This window comes from Paenilisteria riparia FSL S10-1204 (assembly GCF_000525995.1).
Taxonomy (GTDB): domain Bacteria; phylum Bacillota; class Bacilli; order Lactobacillales; family Listeriaceae; genus Listeria_A; species Listeria_A riparia.
On record NZ_AODL01000005.1, the window covers coordinates 20,645 to 37,269 of the forward strand.

General features: G+C 44.0%; 11 protein-coding genes and 3 pseudogenes. 13 read left to right on the forward strand and 1 reads right to left on the reverse strand.

Annotated elements, in window-relative coordinates; genetic code table 11:
• Positions 1-30: 30 nt before the first annotated feature.
• Positions 31-501 carry a signal peptidase II gene (gene lspA, locus PRIP_RS03430; protein WP_036099513.1) on the forward strand — a complete coding sequence of 157 codons (471 nt, stop codon included), beginning with the start codon at positions 31-33 and terminating at the stop codon, positions 499-501.
• Entirely contained in the window at positions 498-1,400 is a 903-nt protein-coding gene (locus PRIP_RS03435; RefSeq protein WP_036099515.1) for an RluA family pseudouridine synthase, read from the forward strand. The genes lspA and PRIP_RS03435 overlap by 4 nt, the downstream gene beginning before the upstream one ends.
• A gap of 769 nt (positions 1,401-2,169) precedes the next feature.
• On the opposite strand, the gene pyrH is transcribed toward PRIP_RS03435, so the two are convergent.
• On the reverse strand, positions 2,170-2,904 hold the full coding sequence (gene pyrH / locus PRIP_RS03440; protein ID WP_036099516.1) for a UMP kinase: 735 nt from the start codon (positions 2,902-2,904) through the stop codon (positions 2,170-2,172).
• A gap of 327 nt (positions 2,905-3,231) precedes the next feature.
• Between pyrH and pyrR the strand changes: the two genes are divergently transcribed.
• The 11 genes and pseudogenes from pyrR to PRIP_RS03495 all read left to right on the forward strand — a co-directional run bounded on the left by pyrR (position 3,232) and on the right by PRIP_RS03495 (position 16,621).
• A complete protein-coding gene (gene pyrR / locus PRIP_RS03445; protein ID WP_036099518.1) occupies positions 3,232-3,774 on the forward strand; it encodes a bifunctional pyr operon transcriptional regulator/uracil phosphoribosyltransferase PyrR in 543 nt (180 codons plus the stop codon).
• Positions 3,775-4,059: 285 nt separating this feature from the next.
• Positions 4,060-5,349 carry a solute carrier family 23 protein gene (locus PRIP_RS03450; protein ID WP_036099520.1) on the forward strand — a complete coding sequence of 430 codons (1,290 nt, stop codon included), beginning with the start codon at positions 4,060-4,062 and terminating at the stop codon, positions 5,347-5,349.
• Positions 5,350-5,439: 90 nt separating this feature from the next.
• On the forward strand, positions 5,440-6,351 hold the full coding sequence (locus PRIP_RS03455) for an aspartate carbamoyltransferase catalytic subunit (protein ID WP_036099522.1): 912 nt from the start codon (positions 5,440-5,442) through the stop codon (positions 6,349-6,351).
• Positions 6,339-7,616, forward strand: a complete 1,278-nt coding sequence (locus tag PRIP_RS03460; protein ID WP_036099523.1) for a dihydroorotase — start codon at positions 6,339-6,341, stop codon at positions 7,614-7,616. Before PRIP_RS03455 ends, PRIP_RS03460 begins: the two co-directional genes overlap by 13 nt.
• Positions 7,617-7,619: 3 nt before the next feature.
• A complete protein-coding gene (locus PRIP_RS03465) occupies positions 7,620-8,708 on the forward strand; it encodes a carbamoyl phosphate synthase small subunit (protein ID WP_036099525.1) in 1,089 nt (362 codons plus the stop codon).
• Positions 8,701-11,904 carry a carbamoyl-phosphate synthase large subunit gene (gene carB / locus PRIP_RS03470; RefSeq protein WP_036099526.1) on the forward strand — a complete coding sequence of 1,068 codons (3,204 nt, stop codon included), beginning with the start codon at positions 8,701-8,703 and terminating at the stop codon, positions 11,902-11,904. Before PRIP_RS03465 ends, carB begins: the two co-directional genes overlap by 8 nt.
• 17 nt (positions 11,905-11,921) lie before the next feature.
• Positions 11,922-12,686: a dihydroorotate dehydrogenase electron transfer subunit gene (locus PRIP_RS03475; RefSeq protein WP_036099529.1), complete on the forward strand. Its 765-nt coding sequence runs from the start codon at positions 11,922-11,924 to the stop codon at positions 12,684-12,686.
• The gene (locus PRIP_RS03480; protein WP_036099530.1) at positions 12,683-13,597 is read left to right on the forward strand and encodes a dihydroorotate dehydrogenase; all 915 of its coding nucleotides are present in this window, start codon (positions 12,683-12,685) and stop codon (positions 13,595-13,597) included. Before PRIP_RS03475 ends, PRIP_RS03480 begins: the two co-directional genes overlap by 4 nt.
• A pseudogene (gene pyrF / locus PRIP_RS03485) lies at positions 13,594-14,299 on the forward strand (orotidine-5'-phosphate decarboxylase). Before PRIP_RS03480 ends, pyrF begins: the two are co-directional and overlap by 4 nt.
• Positions 14,296-14,926, forward strand: a pseudogene (gene pyrE / locus PRIP_RS03490) (orotate phosphoribosyltransferase). The pseudogenes pyrF and pyrE overlap by 4 nt, the downstream one beginning before the upstream one ends.
• Positions 14,927-15,164: 238 nt before the next feature.
• Positions 15,165-16,621 (forward strand): annotated as a pseudogene (locus PRIP_RS03495) (SulP family inorganic anion transporter).
• The last annotated feature ends 4 nt before the right edge of the window (positions 16,622-16,625 follow it).

Consider the following 16,625-nt stretch of genomic DNA (forward strand, 5'->3'; position numbering starts at 1 on the left):
TACATATTTTTAAAGAAATGAGGAATTTTTATGCTATATTATTATTTAATTGCATTAGTGATTATCGTGATTGACCAATTCACCAAGTGGCTGATTGTGCAGAACTTAGATTTAAGAGAAGTGATTGAAATCATTCCAGGCTTTCTAAATATTACATCCCATCGTAATTCAGGCGCGGCTTGGGGCGTTTTGGAAGGAAGAATGTGGTTTTTCTATCTGATTACGTTACTTGTCATCGTTGTTTTGATTTATTTCCTACAACGCTACGGTAAAAATAGTAAACTTCTAGGCATTAGTTTAGCGCTAGTGCTAGGTGGGGCAATTGGGAACTTTATTGATCGCTTGTTACACCAAGAAGTAGTGGACTTTGTACAAACGATTTGGGGACATTATTACTTCCCGATATTTAATGTGGCGGATGCAAGCCTGACAGTAGGTGTTATTTTACTTATCGTCTACGTTTTCTTGGATGATCGCAAAACGAAAGGAACGAAAAAATGACACAAAACACCATTATTATTCCCGAAAAATTAAACCGCGAGCGCTTGGACAAGGCGTTAGCAGAACTACTGGACATCACGCGTTCAGCAGTACAAACATTGCTCAAAGACGACGCAATCCTAGTCAACGGAGAAACGTCAAAACCGAACTATAAATGCCAAACTGGCGATGAAATTACGTACGTTGTTCGCGAAGCAGAAGAAATAGATGTTTTAGCAGAAGACATCCCGCTTGATATTTATTATGAAGATTCCGATGTTTTAGTGGTAAATAAACCGCAGGGCATGGTGGTACATCCATCCGCAGGACACACAACAGGAACACTCGTGAATGCCTTGCTATTTCATTGTAAAGACCTATCGGGCATCAACGGCAAAATCCGCCCAGGCATCGTGCACCGCATCGACAAAGATACATCCGGCTTACTAATGGTCGCAAAAAACGACAAAGCCCACGAATCTTTAGCGGGACAATTATATGACAAAACCAGCGATCGCGAATACATTGCGCTTGTTCATGGCGTCATCAAGCATCAAAAAGGAACCATCGACGCACCAATTGGCCGTTCGAAAGAAGATCGTCAAAAAATGGGCGTCATCAACGAAGGAAAAGAATCACGCACGCATTTTGAAGTGTTGGAAAGATATAAAGGCTACACACTGATTAAGTGCCGTTTAGAAACTGGACGAACACATCAAATCCGCGTGCACTTGAAATATATTGGACACCCACTTGCTGGAGATCCAAAATATGGCGTAAAGAACACATTAACCGGCGAAGGGCAGTTTCTTCACGCAGCTGAACTTGGATTTACACATCCAACCACTGGCGAACGCATGCATTTCGAGGCACCACTACCGCCCATTTTTCAACAAGCATTAGAAACCTTGGAAAAATAAGAGGGAGAATTATGCAGTATGGAGGATAATGTGGTATAGATGGAGTAATGAAAAAGCGAGTCTGGGACATAACCAAAATAAATCGGCGACAAGCGCTCGCATTGTTGAGGCTGTTCGAAGAAACCGAGGTACAGCCTCAATATGCCTACGAGTTTACGAGTAGGCGTTCCATCAGGATTCAGACGGCGAGTTCCAAGCGGTTCTGCTACACTAACGCTACGCTTAACTTCTCGCATGGTCGGGGATACGACTCCCTCCCTGCTTTCAGTCATCACATACGGGGGTATGCTCCGCTTTGTTGGGACTGTTCGAAGTACTGAGTTACAGTCCCAATATAAGCACGAACAAAGAGAGTGGTTAATCCTCTCCGACTGTTCGAAGTACTGAGTTACAGTCCCAATATAAGCGTGAACAACGTGGACGGTTATTCCTTTCCAAATCCCCTGAATACAAACGCTTTCGCGCGATTTGTGTAAAGCAGAATTTTCGTCCTACCTCAAGTAAATGGTTCGGCGATTTTGCTTTATACTGAGTTTTGTACCAACCTAGACGGAATTCGCTTTAAGGCGGACTGCCGGTTCATAATGAGAAATAATCCACTAAGTTTGGCGGCCTAGAGGGATTATTTTTTTGCCTTGAATTTACAATTGAAGTGCAACGGTAACTAAAAAGAGACTTAGAATGAAAATCATAGGCTTTTGTAATACAGTTTTAATATCAGGCCAGCTTTTAATGTATTGGGTATTAATCAAAATTGAGTAAACATAATCTAATCATCTAGTAAAGATTTTTGCGATGTGATAAGTGTCCCCAAGGAGTCATTATTGGAAAATAACTTTGAGAGATCTAGCATGTTAAAATCTATCACTTGAATCGGTAAATCATGTTCCTTAGCAAGTAATAAAGCGGACTGGTCCATTACACGGATATCATTCTTTATGACATCATCATAATTAAGTATTTTATATTTTTTTGCACTTTTAAACAGATTGGGATCTGTTGTATACACTCCATCGACACCATTTTTTGCCACAATCATACTGTCTGAATTGGTTTCCACCGCTCTTTGAACAGACGGATAATCAGTTGTTACGAAGGGTTGTCCGTTACCGCCAGCAAAGATAACAATATCACCTTTTTCTAAATGCTGTATAGCTCGCAATCGAATAAAAGGCTCTGCTACGGAATGAATAGGTATAGATGTCATAACACGAACTTCTCTATTTGTCAGAGATTTTAAAATACCACGAAGAATCAGGCTATTGATTATGGTACCTAACGTTCCTATGTTATCTGCCTCCACACGCTCTATGTTCCAGTCTTCCGCTAAGTTACCACGAAACAAATTTCCTCCACCAACAACGATAGATATTTGAAAACCTGCGTCTGCTAAATCCACGATTTTATTAGCGATTTGTGTAAATTTTTTTTGATCAAAGTGATGTTCATTTTCCCCAAGAGCAGCTCCGCTTATTTTTATTAATATTCGCTTGGTATCATTCACTTCTAAAAAAACCTCCTAACTTCTTTTACCAATCTTAGCTTCGCTTTAAATTTCCTAAGAATCGAAGTGTAATTAATTTTATGCATTTTTAACCCCTTACTAGAAAATCAATTAATTTCTCAAACCGCAACAAAATCAGTTGACAAAGCATATAGATTACGATAAGCTAGACCTAATGAAATAACAGTCCTTTAACATAGTCCAGAGAGGCTAAGAAGGTAACGTGATTTGGGGATTTCTGTACCCAATTTGAATCTATACGTCTACCCTTTGCCTTCTATATACTGGCAGAGGGTTTTTATTTTGTACTGCGAGGGAGGGGAAGGCATGTCAGAAGAAGTTGTGGTAATGGATGAAGCGGCGATTAAGCGGGCGCTGACACGTGTGAGTTATGAAATCATCGAGCGGAATAAAGGAACGAAGGATTTAGCGCTTGTGGGAATTAAGACACGGGGAATCTTCCTTGCTAATCGTTTGCAAGCACGAATGAAGGAGATAGAAGATGTCGAGGTTCCAGTTGGGGACATAGATATTACGCTTTATCGCGATGATCTTTCTTTTAAAAACGATTCCGCAGAGCCGTCACTGAATAACACGAATGTTCCGTTTGACATTAATGGAAAAAAAGTTGTGCTGGTGGACGATGTATTATACACGGGCCGGACAGTGCGTGCCGCAATGGACGCGCTAATGGATGTGGGGCGCCCAGCTGGAATTCAGCTAGCCGTTTTAGCAGATCGAGGCCACCGAGAACTACCGATTCGCGCCGATTTTGTAGGAAAAAATATCCCGACATCGAGCGAGGAACGCATTGAAGTCCACTTAGCCGATATTGATCATGTCGCGGATGCAGTTACAATAATTAAATAATAAATTTCAGCTTGTTTGAAAAACTAATCTTCAAGAATATCCGCAAGCCCCCAGCGTGTCGGCAAATGCTTAGATTCTAGGCGAAGTCGAGCACTGGAGCGGAGACTTCAACGACGAAGATGAGCGCGTTTGCCGACACGCTGGGATACCACTTTTAAAGGCAGTCCAGAGAGGCTGACAAAGGGTGATTGGATTTTACGGTATAACTATACCTAAATTCAGTACATAACTACTCTTTGTCGCAATTTTAGACAGGGAGTATTTTTTATGGAAAGAGGGAGAAAAATGACAGAAGAGACAACATCTAATTATGTAAAACCAGTGCTAGATATTCATGAAAGGCCAACGTGGAATAAATGGATTGTACTTAGTATTCAACATTTGTTCACGATGTTCGGGTCTACGATTTTCGTGCCAACTGTGACGCACTTAAATCCAAGTGTGGCGCTGATTTCAAGTGGGTTAGGAACACTTGCTTATCTGATTATCACACGAGGCAAGATTCCAGCTTACTTAGGTTCATCATTTGCCTTTATTGCGCCGATAACGATGCTTCTTGCTGCGAAATCCGGTGGCGGACCTGGAGCGGTAATGGTCGGGACATTCTCGGTCGGAATTGTATATGCAATTGTGGCTTTGATTGTCTATTATGTCGGCGTGGAATGGATTCAAAAAGTGTTACCGCCAATTGTTGTTGGCCCTGTGATTATGGTTATTGGTTTGTCGCTTGCGCCAAGTGCGGCGGCGATGGCGATGGGAACGAATAATGGTGGCGCATATGATTATAAAATTTTACTAGTCGCCTTAATTACGCTAGTAGCTACGATTATCGCGATGATGTTTTTCAAAGGATTTTTCGGATTGATTCCGATTTTGTGTGGCTTTGTGATTGGATACTTGGTGAGTATGATGTTTGGGTTGGTGGATTATACGCTAATTAAAGAGGCGAGTTTGTTCCAAGTGCCAGACTTTACGATTCCGTTTGTGAATATGGATCCGGTTGTAACGCTCACGGTGGTGCTTTCGATGGCGCCGCTTGCATTTGTGACGATGGCGGAGCATATGGGACATCAGCTGCTGTTGAATCGAATTACGAATCGGAACTTCTTTAAAGATCCAGGTTTGCATCGTTCGCTTGCGGCGGATGGGACTGCTTCGATTATTGCTTCTTTAATCGGTGGGCCACCAGTGACGACTTATGGCGAAAACATTGGTGTACTAGCGATTACGAAGGTTTACAGTGTGTTTGTTATCGGTGGTGCGGCGGTGTTCGCGATTGCTTTTGGTTTCATCGGGTATATCAACGCGATTATTACATCGGTTCCAACGGCTGTGCTTGGCGGGATTTCCTTGCTTTTGTTCGGGGTTATTGCGACGAGTGGCTTGCGAATGATGATTGAAAGCCGTGTTGATTTAAGCCAAAACCGTAATATGATTATCGCATCAGTTGTCCTTGTTGTCGGTATTGGTGGTTTGATGATTCACATTGGTTCATTTCAACTTGCGGGAATGGCGATGGCAGCTTTGATTGGTATCATTTTAAACCTAGTAATACCAGAGAAAACAACTAAATAAACCTCATGAAAAACCTCTAAAGATAGCGCAATTTTTTAGGGGTTTTCATTTAAGTTAGTAAGTAAATTTTTAGAGAAGGTGGCGTTTTAAATGAAGGATGTAGTATCGATGGAAGAGCTTTCTGTAGCTGAAATTGGAGAATTACTTGACCGGGCAGGGCGTTTTAAACAAGGTGAAATCTGGACTCCGAAAAAGCAAGTATATGCGGTCAATATGTTTTTTGAAGCAAGTACGCGAACGCATAATAGTTTTGAGATGGCGCAGAAGAAGCTTGGCATTGAAGTACTCTCATTTGATCCGTCAAAGTCGAGTGTGACAAAGGGTGAAACATTGTATGATACGGCGCTCACGATGCAGGCGATTGGTGTGGATGTTGCGGTTATAAGGCATTCGGATGAGGATTACTATGAGCCACTTCGGGAGCTTGGTATTGCGATTGTCAATGGTGGCGATGGCTGCGGGCAACATCCGAGTCAATCTTTGCTAGATTTGTTCACGATTAAAGAAGAATTCGGTGGCTTTAAGGGGTTAAAAGTCGCGATTGTGGGGGATATTGTGCATAGTCGTGTGGCGAATTCGAACATGCAGGCGTTAAAACGACTTGGCGCGGAGGTGTTTTTTGCTGGACCTCCGGAGTGGTTGCGTGAGGGCTGTGATGCGTTTGGCACGTATATGGAAATGGATGATTTAGTGGAGCAAATGGATGTGATTATGTTGTTGAGGGTTCAGGAGGAGCGACATGATGGATTACTTAGTTTTACGAAGTCAGATTATCATGAAAAGTATGGTTTGACGGAAGCTCGTGCGGCGAAAATGAAAGACAAAGCAATTATTATGCATCCGAGTCCGGTGAATCGAGACGTGGAAATTGCGGATTCGCTTGTGGAATGTGAGAAGTCGCGGATTGTGGAGCAGATGACGAACGGTGTGTTTATACGCATGGCGATTTTAGAGGCAGTTTGCCAAGATAAAGAAACGAGGGTGAAGACATGTACGTATTGAAAAATGGAAAAGTGCTGATGGGAAATGGCGATTTAGAAGTAAAGGATGTTGTGATTGAGGATGGTCGTGTGACGGCGATTGGTGATGGGATGGAGCGTGATGGGGCACAGGTAATCGATGTGGCGGGGAAACTTGTTGCGCCAGGGCTTGTGGATGTGCATGTGCATTTGCGGGAACCGGGCGGTGAGCATAAGGAGACGATTGCAACGGGGACTGCGGCGGCTGCGCGCGGTGGGTATACGACGGTTTGTGCGATGCCAAATACGAAGCCGGTGCCAGATACGGCGGAAGTGATGACGCAAGTGGTGGATCGGATTAAGGAAACGGCGAATGTGCGCGTGCTACCTTATGCGTCGATTACATCGAGTTTGAAGGGTGACGAGTTGGTGGACTTTGCGGCGCTGAAGGCTGCTGGAGCATTTGCGTTTACGGATGACGGTGTTGGTGTGCAGACGGCGGGCATGATGTATGAGGCAATGAAGAAGGCGGCGGCGTTGGACATGGCGATTGTCGCGCATTGTGAGGATAATTCGCTAGTTTATGGCGGGGTTGTGCATGACGGGATTTTTGCGCAGGAGCAAGGATTGGCGGGGATTCCGAATATTGCGGAGTCGGTGCAAATTGCGCGGGACGTGTTGTTAGCGGAGGCGGCGAATTGTCATTATCATGTATGCCATATTTCGACGAAGGAGTCAGTTCGTGCAGTGCGTGATGCGAAACGTGCTGGGATTCGTGTAACGGCGGAGGTTTCGCCACACCATTTGATTTTAAATGAGACGGATATTCCAGGGAACGATGGGAATTGGAAAATGAATCCGCCATTGCGTGCGAAAGAGGATCACGAGGCACTGTTAGAAGGTTTGCTTGATGGCACGATTGATTTTATTGCGACAGATCATGCGCCACATGCTGCGGAGGAAAAGAATGTGCCGATGGAAAAAGCGATGTTTGGTATTGTAGGCCTTGAAACGGCATTCCCATTACTTTATACGCATTTTGTGAAAACTGGTGAATGGACGTTGAAACAATTAATGGACTGGATGACAGTGAAACCAGCGGAAGTTTTTAACTTGCCATACGGTGTACTTGAGATTGGTGGAATTGCGGATATTACAGTCATCGATTTGGAAAAAGAAGCGATGATTGATCCTGATAATTTTGCATCAAAAGGAAGAAATACGCCATTTACGGGTTGGAATTGTGTTGGTTGGCCAGTGGCGACGTTTGCAGAAGGAATGCTTGTGTATCAAGAAGGGGTGGAATAAATAATGGCGAAACGGATTTTAATGTTGGAAGACGGAAATTATTTTATCGGTACGGCGATTGGCAGTGACCGCGAGACAATCGGTGAGGTTGTTTTTAATACAGGAATGACGGGATATCAGGAAACGATTACCGATCCGTCTTATTACGGGCAAATTATCACGTTTGCATACCCGCTTGTTGGGAATTATGGCGTGAATCGTGACGACTTTGAATCCATTCACCCAGCTGTCAAAGGCGTGGTTGTGCGTGAGGCAGCAGAATTTGCTTCGAATTGGCGCAATCAACTAACGCTAGACCAGTTTTTAAAAGAAAAAGATATTCCTGGAATTGCAGGGATTGATACGCGAAAATTAACAAAAATTATTCGCCAAGAAGGAACACTCAAAGGAATTTTAGCTCCTGAGAAGGCGGACAAGGAACATTTGTTGCATCATTTGCGTTCGGTGCGTCTGCCAGTAGATCAAGTGCGTGAAGTTTCTTGTTCGAAGGCGTTTACGAATCCGGGTGAGGGTAAACGTGTTGTACTTGTAGATTATGGTGTTAAAAGTAGCATTATGCGCGAGTTAAACAAGCGTGAGTGTGATATTACGGTCGTGCCTTACAACACTACGGCGGAAGAAATTTTGGCGATGCATCCGGATGGTGTGATGTTATCGAATGGACCTGGGGACCCAAAAGATGTTCCTGAGGCGGTGGAGATGATTCGCGGATTACAAGGGAAAGTGCCGTTGTTCGGGATTTGTTTAGGCCATCAATTGTTTGCGCTGGCTAATGGTGCGGATACATTTAAATTGAAGTTCGGACATCGTGGGGCAAACCACCCAGTGAAGGAGCTTGCGACAGGTCGTGTGGATTTCACGGCGCAAAATCATGGCTATGCGGTGGATGCGGATTCGCTTGTTGGAAAAGACATTGAAGTAACGCATGTTGAGTTGAATGATGGAACAGTAGAAGGTTTGGCGCATAAAGAGTTTCCTGCTTATACAGTGCAATATCATCCAGAAGCAAACCCAGGACCAAGCGATGTAAACTACTTATTTGACCAGTTTATAACAATGATGGAAAAGGAAGGTGCGGAACAAAATGCCTAAACGTGAGGATATTGAAACAATTTTAGTGATTGGTTCTGGACCGATTGTCATTGGTCAAGCTGCGGAATTTGATTATGCGGGGACGCAGGCGTGCCTGAGTTTGAAAGAGGAAGGGTATCGTGTGGTACTTGTGAACTCCAATCCAGCAACGATTATGACGGATGTGGAGATGGCGGACCAAGTTTATATTGAGCCGATTTCGCTGGATTTTGTGTCACGTATTATTAGAAAAGAGCGCCCGGATGCCATTTTGCCGACGCTTGGTGGTCAAACGGGGCTGAATATGGCGATGGAACTTGCCGAAGCTGGCATTTTGGATGCTTGTGGTGTGGAAGTTTTGGGGACAGATTTGGTAGCGATTAAGAAGGCGGAGGATCGTGAGGCGTTTCGTGACTTGATGCATGAGCTTGGCGAGCCGGTTCCAGAGAGTGATATTATTCATAACTTGCAAGAAGCGCAAAATTTTGTTGCGAAAATTGGTTATCCGGTTATTGTTCGTCCGGCGTATACGCTTGGTGGTTCTGGCGGCGGAATTTGTCATAATGATGCGGATTTGGCGGAAATTGTGGCGAGTGGCTTGAAGCTTAGTCCTGTGACGCAATGTTTGCTAGAGCGCAGTATTGCGGGCTTTAAAGAAGTGGAGTATGAAGTAATGCGTGATGCGAATGACAATGCGATGGTCGTTTGTAACATGGAAAATATCGATCCAGTCGGCATTCATACGGGCGATTCGATTGTTGTAGCACCGAGTCAAACGCTTTCGGATCGGGAATACCAAATGCTTCGTGATGTATCGCTGAAAATTATTCGCGCGTTAGAAATTGAAGGTGGCTGTAACGTGCAGTTGGCGATTGATCCAGATAGCTACGAATATTACGTGATTGAGGTAAACCCACGTGTGAGCCGTTCTTCTGCGCTAGCATCAAAAGCAACAGGCTATCCGATTGCGAAACTTGCTGCGAAAATTGCTGTAGGTTTAACGCTAGATGAAATGAAGAATCCCGTAACTGGAACAACGTATGCACATTTTGAACCAACGCTTGACTATGTTGTCTCGAAAATCCCGCGCTTTCCTTTTGATAAATTTGAAAAAGCAGATCGTCGTTTAGGTACGCAAATGAAGGCGACAGGTGAAGTCATGGCGATTGGACGGAATTTGGAAGAGTCGCTTTTGAAGGCGGTTCGTTCGCTTGAAATCGGCACGACGCACTTGTACTTGGAAGAAGCAGAGAACGCATCATTAGAAGAATTAGAACGCAAAATTTGTTTCCCGGAAGATGATCGCTTATTCTTCTTAGCCGCAGCGCTTCGCAAAGGTTGGACGATTGAAGACTTGCATAACAAAACGAAAATTGATTTATTCTTTTTATATAAACTCGCGAAAATTATCGGGCAAGAAGCAGTGATTGCGGAACATGTGAAAGATGAGGAAGTGTTACGTGAGGCAAAACGCAATGGCTTTAGTGACGGCGCGATTGCTAAATTATGGGACATGCCGGAACGCGAAGTGTATGATTTCCGTAAAGACACAGGCATTATCCCGGTTTATAAAATGGTGGATACGTGTGCCGCGGAGTTCGAATCAACGACGCCTTACTTCTATAGCAGTTACGAAGATGAAAATGAGTCGGTGCGCTCTGAAAAAGAAAGCGTCATTGTGCTTGGCTCTGGGCCAATTCGGATTGGACAAGGTGTCGAGTTTGATTACGCGACGGTTCATTCGGTTTGGGCCATTCAACAAGCGGGCTATGAAGCGATTATTATCAATAACAACCCGGAAACGGTATCGACGGACTTCAGTATTTCTGACAAGCTATACTTTGAGCCATTGACGCTAGAAGACGTGATGCATGTCATTGAACTGGAAAAACCGCTCGGTGTTGTCGTGCAATTTGGTGGTCAGACAGCGATTAATTTAGCAGACGGTTTGGCAGAACGCGGGGTTAAAATTTTAGGAACATCGTTAGAAGACATTGATCGCGCAGAAAACCGTGACAAATTTGAAAAAGCGCTCGTAGAACTTGGCATTCCGCAACCAGCTGGGAAAACAGCGACTTCCATCGAAGAAGCAGTAGCCGTAGCAACAAACATTGGTTATCCGGTATTGGTACGACCTTCCTATGTACTCGGCGGACGCGCAATGGAAATCGTGGAATCAGAAGAAGCGCTCCGTTATTACATGAACAATGCCGTCAAAGTGAACCCGAAACATCCTGTCTTAGTCGACCGTTACGTGCAAGGACAAGAAGTCGAAGTCGATGCGATTAGTGATGGCACAAACGTTGTTATTCCAGGTATCATGGAACATATCGAACGTGCTGGTGTCCATTCTGGTGACTCCATCGCCGTTTATCCAGCGCAAAGCTTGTCGCAGTATGTGAAAGACACGATTGTAGACTACACAACACGCCTTGCAAAAGGACTTCATATTATCGGCATGCTCAACATTCAATATGTCGTGGCAGATGAAGATGTCTTTGTTATCGAAGTAAACCCAAGATCAAGCCGTACTGCGCCATTTCTAAGTAAAATCACCGATATCCCGATGGCGAACATTGCGACAAAAGTCATTCTCGGCAAAACATTGCTAGAACTTGGCTACAAAGAAGGCTTGGCCCCAGAAAAACAAGAGATTTTTGTAAAGGTGCCAGTGTTCTCATTTGCGAAATTGCGTAGCGTAGATACATCGCTTGGACCTGAAATGAAATCGACTGGGGAAGTAATGGGGAAAGATTGCACGCTTGAAAAGGCATTGTACAAAGGGTTTGTCGCAAGTGGCGTGAAGATGTTGGATTACGGGACGGTGCTCCTAACAGTAGCGGATCGTGATAAGGTAGAGGCCACAGCGCTTGCAGAACGTTTTAAAAATATTGGCTTTACAATCATGGCGACTTCTGGAACGGCGCTAGTATTAGAAGAAAATGGGATTCCGGTTTCTAAAGTGAAGAAAATTGGCGAGAATCATGAAACATTAATTGATTATATTCGTAACGGCCAAGTAACGCTTGTCGTGAACACATTGACAACAGGTAAGCAGCCAGAGCGTGACGGATTCCAAATTCGTCGGGAGTCAGTTGAAAATGGCGTTCCTGTTTGTACATCGCTTGATACAGCAGAAGCGATTTTGCGTGTATTAGAATCGCGGTCATTCGAGATGGAAGCAATGCAACCAGCACGGGTAAGCGAGACAGTATAGAGAACGGGGTGAGAAACATGAGACAAACAGAAATGAAAGTTGTAAGCCAAAAATTAATCGCAGATCGTGTGTTTGAGCTCGTTTTAAAAGGGGATGTTGTTTTGGAGATGAATCCGGGGCAATTTATGCAACTCAAACCGCGACGGGCGGACTTGCTTTTGCGGCGGCCGATTAGTATTTGTGCGATTGATAAGGACTTGGAGCAGTGCACGTTATTGTATCGTGTTGACGGTGATGGGACAGCGGATTTTGCAAAACTGGAGGCGGGTGACGCAATCGATGTGATTGCACCACTTGGCAATGGTTTTTCGCCGCAAGAAACAAAGCCTGACGAGCACGCCTTACTGATTGGTGGTGGCATCGGTGTTCCGCCGCTTTATCAGCTTGGCAAAGAATTAGTGGCGCAAGGCTCGACGGTGACGTTTGTCTTAGGTTTTAGCTCAGCCAAAGATGTATTTTATGAAAAAGAAATGGGAGAACTAGGGGATTGCTTCGTGGCGACAGTGGACGGGACGCGTGGTGTGCAAGGTTTTGTAACGACGATTACAGATGCGCTTGATTTTGTACCTGATACGGTGTACAGTTGTGGTCCGACCGCGATGCTACGTGTTGTTTCCGAACGTTTTGCTGATTCGCGCACCTTCTTATCTTTAGAAGAACGGATGGCGTGTGGCGTTGGCGCTTGCTATGCCTGCGTTTGTCAGCGCACGGATGATCCGACGAAAAGTTTAAAAGCGTGCGATGAAGGTCCGGTTTTCCGCGCTGGGGAGGTAGTTATATGAACCGATTAGCCGTTGAAATTCCAGGATTATCATTGAAAAACCCCATTATGCCGGCATCTGGATGTTTTGGTTTTGGGAAAGAGTACAGTAAATTTTACGATTTAAACAAGCTTGGCGCTATTATGGCGAAAGCAGTCACGCCAGAACCGCGCTATGGCAATGCAACGCCGCGAGTGGCAGAAACACCATCCGGCATGCTCAATGCGATTGGTTTGCAAAATCCGGGATTAGAACATGTGATGGCGCACGAAATGCCGTGGCTGGAGCAGTTTGAAACACCGATTATTGCGAATGTAGCAGGGGCCTCCGAAGAAGATTACGTCAAAGTTTGTAGCCGAATTGGTGATGCACCAAACGTGAAAGCCATCGAACTAAACATTTCTTGTCCGAACGTCAAACATGGTGGTATCGCTTTTGGAACGGATCCAGAAGTCGCTTACCAACTCACAAAAGCAGTAAAAGCAGTGTCTAGCGTGCCGATTTACGTGAAGCTTTCGCCAAACGTAACCGATATCGTCCCAATCGCCAAAGCTATTGAAGAAGCAGGCGCTGACGGCTTAACGATGATTAATACATTACTTGGCATGCGAATTGATTTAAAAACGCGCAAACCAATTTTGGCAAATGGTACGGGTGGTTTATCAGGACCATCTATCAAGCCTGTGGCCATCCGCCTTATTCACCAGGTGCGCGCCGTTTCGAATATTCCAATCATCGGTATGGGCGGCGTCAAAACCGTCGACGATGTCCTTGAATTTCTCATTGCAGGCGCAGATGCTGTGGCAGTTGGCACGCTAAACTTCACCGAGCCTCACATCTGTCCTAATTTGATTGATGCTTTGCCAGCCCGCATGGACGAACTAGGCATCACCACATTAGCCGATTTAAAAAAGGAGAGAGAAAACGTATGACAAAACCAATAATCGCTCTTGATTTCGCGTCTTACTCCCAAGTCGAAGCCTTTTTAAAAAAGATTTCCAAAAGGAGACACGCTTTCCGTCAAAGTCGGTATGGAACTCTTTTACCTCGAAGGCCCGCACTTAGTCGAGCGCCTCAAACACGACGGTCACGAAATTTTTCTGGATTTAAAATTACATGACATCCCAAACACCGTCAAAAGTGCCATGATTGGCCTAGCACGTATGGGTGTAGACATGGTAAATGTGCATGCCGCAGGAGGTCGAGCAATGATGGAAGCTGCTCTCGAAGGTCTCGAAATCGGTTCTAGCTCCTCTCGTCGCCCGCGTCTTATCGCTGTCACCCAACTGACAAGCACGAGCGAAGCCGAAATGCAGTCTGATCAACTCATCCAAGCCAGCCTGATGGATTCCGTTTTGCATTACAGTGGTTTGGCGAACGAAGCCGGACTTGATGGCGTTGTATGTTCCGCGCTGGAAGCAGGTAAAATCCGCGACATCACCCGCCCAGAATTTTTGCGTGTCACACCAGGCATTCGCTTAGAATCCGATGCAAAAGACGATCAAAAGCGCGTCGTAACACCACATCAAGCCCGCGAAATCGGCTCCACCGCAATCGTCGTTGGCCGTTCCATCACCAAAGCAAACGACCCGTATCAAGCATACGAAACCATTTTAAAGGAGTGGAATAAATGACAACCGAAAAACAAGTAGCCGAACAACTACTAAAAATCAAAGCAGTATTCTTACAACCAAACGACCCGTTCACATGGGCATCAGGCATTAAATCACCAATCTACTGCGACAATCGCCTAACATTAGGTTTTCCAAAAACTCGCCAATTCATCGCGAAAGCACTCGCAGAAAAAATCAAAACCGCATTCCCAGAAGTAGAAGTATTAGCAGGAACCGCAACAGCAGGCATCCCGCACGCCGCATGGGCAAGCGATATCCTAGATTTACCAATGGTTTACGTCCGCTCCAAAGCAAAAGAACACGGCAAAGGCAACCAAATCGAAGGCCCCATTACAAAAGGCCAAAAAAGTAGTCGTGATTGAAGACCTAATCTCAACAGGAGGAAGCTCCATTACAGCCGTTGAAGCATTGCGCGAAGCTGGATGCGACGTACTCGGAATTGCCGCCATCTTTACATATGGATTGGAAAAAGGAAAAACCTTGTTAGGAGCAGCAAATGTAGAAGTAGCCGCCCTAACAAACTATGAAACACTCATCGAAGTCGCACTAGACGAAGGTTATGTAACAGAAGGCGACATGGCGACGTTGAAAGAATGGAATAAGGACCCGGAGAAGTGGAATAAATAATAAAGGTTCGATATAAACAAAGCAATCCTGCAATCATTCATTTGCAGGATTGCTTTGTTTGCGCTATGTTTACAAGACTACAACATACTGTAACTTCACTCAATATAATAAGTAGATATTACATCCTGTAGCTGCTCCTACTAAATAGGTGACAAAAGGGTAGCTTCTTTAAATTAATCCTATTTTATGCTAAGCTTAGCAAGTCATTATTTCTAACAAACAAATTGGAGGTTTACATATGTTATTTAGTTTACGAAAAAATGAGTGGTTTGGTAACTTACGTGTCGACTTTTTATCAGGTCTTGTTGTTGCTTTTGCACTCATTCCTGAAGCGATAGGCTTTTCTATCATTGCTGGTGTGGATCCAATGATTGGTCTTTATGCTTCCTTTACAATGGCGGTCGTGATTGCTTTTATCGGAGGTAGACCGGCCATGATTTCAGCTGCTACAGGCGCGATGGCACTTCTAGTAGTTGATTTAGTGAAGGATCATGGTTTACAATATTTACTAGCAACTACGATTGTAACAGGTATATTTCAACTGGTATTTGGTTATTTAGGAATTGCAAAACTGATGCGCTTTATTCCGCGTTCTGTAATGATTGGTTTTGTAAATGCACTTGCTATTTTAATCTTCACGGCACAGTTAACGCAATTCAAGAATGCAAACTGGGTGATGTATGCAATGGTTGGGGTATCTTTACTTATTTTGTATGGATTACCTAAATTTTTTTAAAGCCATACCCGCAGCGTTAATCGCGATTATTGTAATGACCATCATTAGTATCTCACTACATCTTGATTTGAGGACAGTTGGTGATATGGGGAATATATCTAGCACGTTACCAGTTTTTTTAATTCCGTCTATTCCGTTTAATTTGGAAACATTGCAAATTATTTTGCCTACAGCCTTAGGTCTTAGTATTGTAGGATTGCTAGAATCGTTATTGACCGCATCAATTGTCGATGATATGACAAATACGGAGAGCGACAAAACAAGGGAAGCAAAGGGACAAGGCATTGCTAATATTGTTACAGGTTTCTTTGGTGGTATGGCTGGCTGTGCTATGATTGGGCAGTCTGTTATTAATGTAAGTGCTGGTGGGCGCAAACGGTTCTCCACATTAGTAGCTGGCATTTTTCTAATGGTCCTCATCATTGTATTAGGGAATTGGGTGGTACAAATTCCGATGGCGGTCTTAGTTGCTATTATGATTATGGTTTCTATTGGGACATTTGATTGGCATAGTTTTGAATATATTCGAAAAGGGCATTTTACAGATACAGCGGTTATGATTGTAACGGTCCTTATCGTTGTTATCACGCATAACTTAGCAATAGGTGTTATAACAGGTGTCATACTTAGCGCTATTTTATTTATGGTTAAAATTTCAAAAATCTATGTAGAATCAGAAATCAAGCCGGAAAAAAATTATTTATAAAGCGAAAGGACAACTGTTTTTTGCCTCTGTAGAGAACTTTACAAAAGCGTTGCCTGTAACCATTAGTAATAAACGAGTGCTTTTAGACTTAAGCAATCTGCATATATGGGATGATTCTGGGGTTGAGGCGATTTATAAAGTGATTCAGCAATTTGAAAGCGCAGGAAATACAGTACGAATGATAGGGTTAAATAAAGAAAGTAGGCGTATGATGCGTCAACTAAAATCATATTTAAAAAATAGTTCTCATTAAAAAG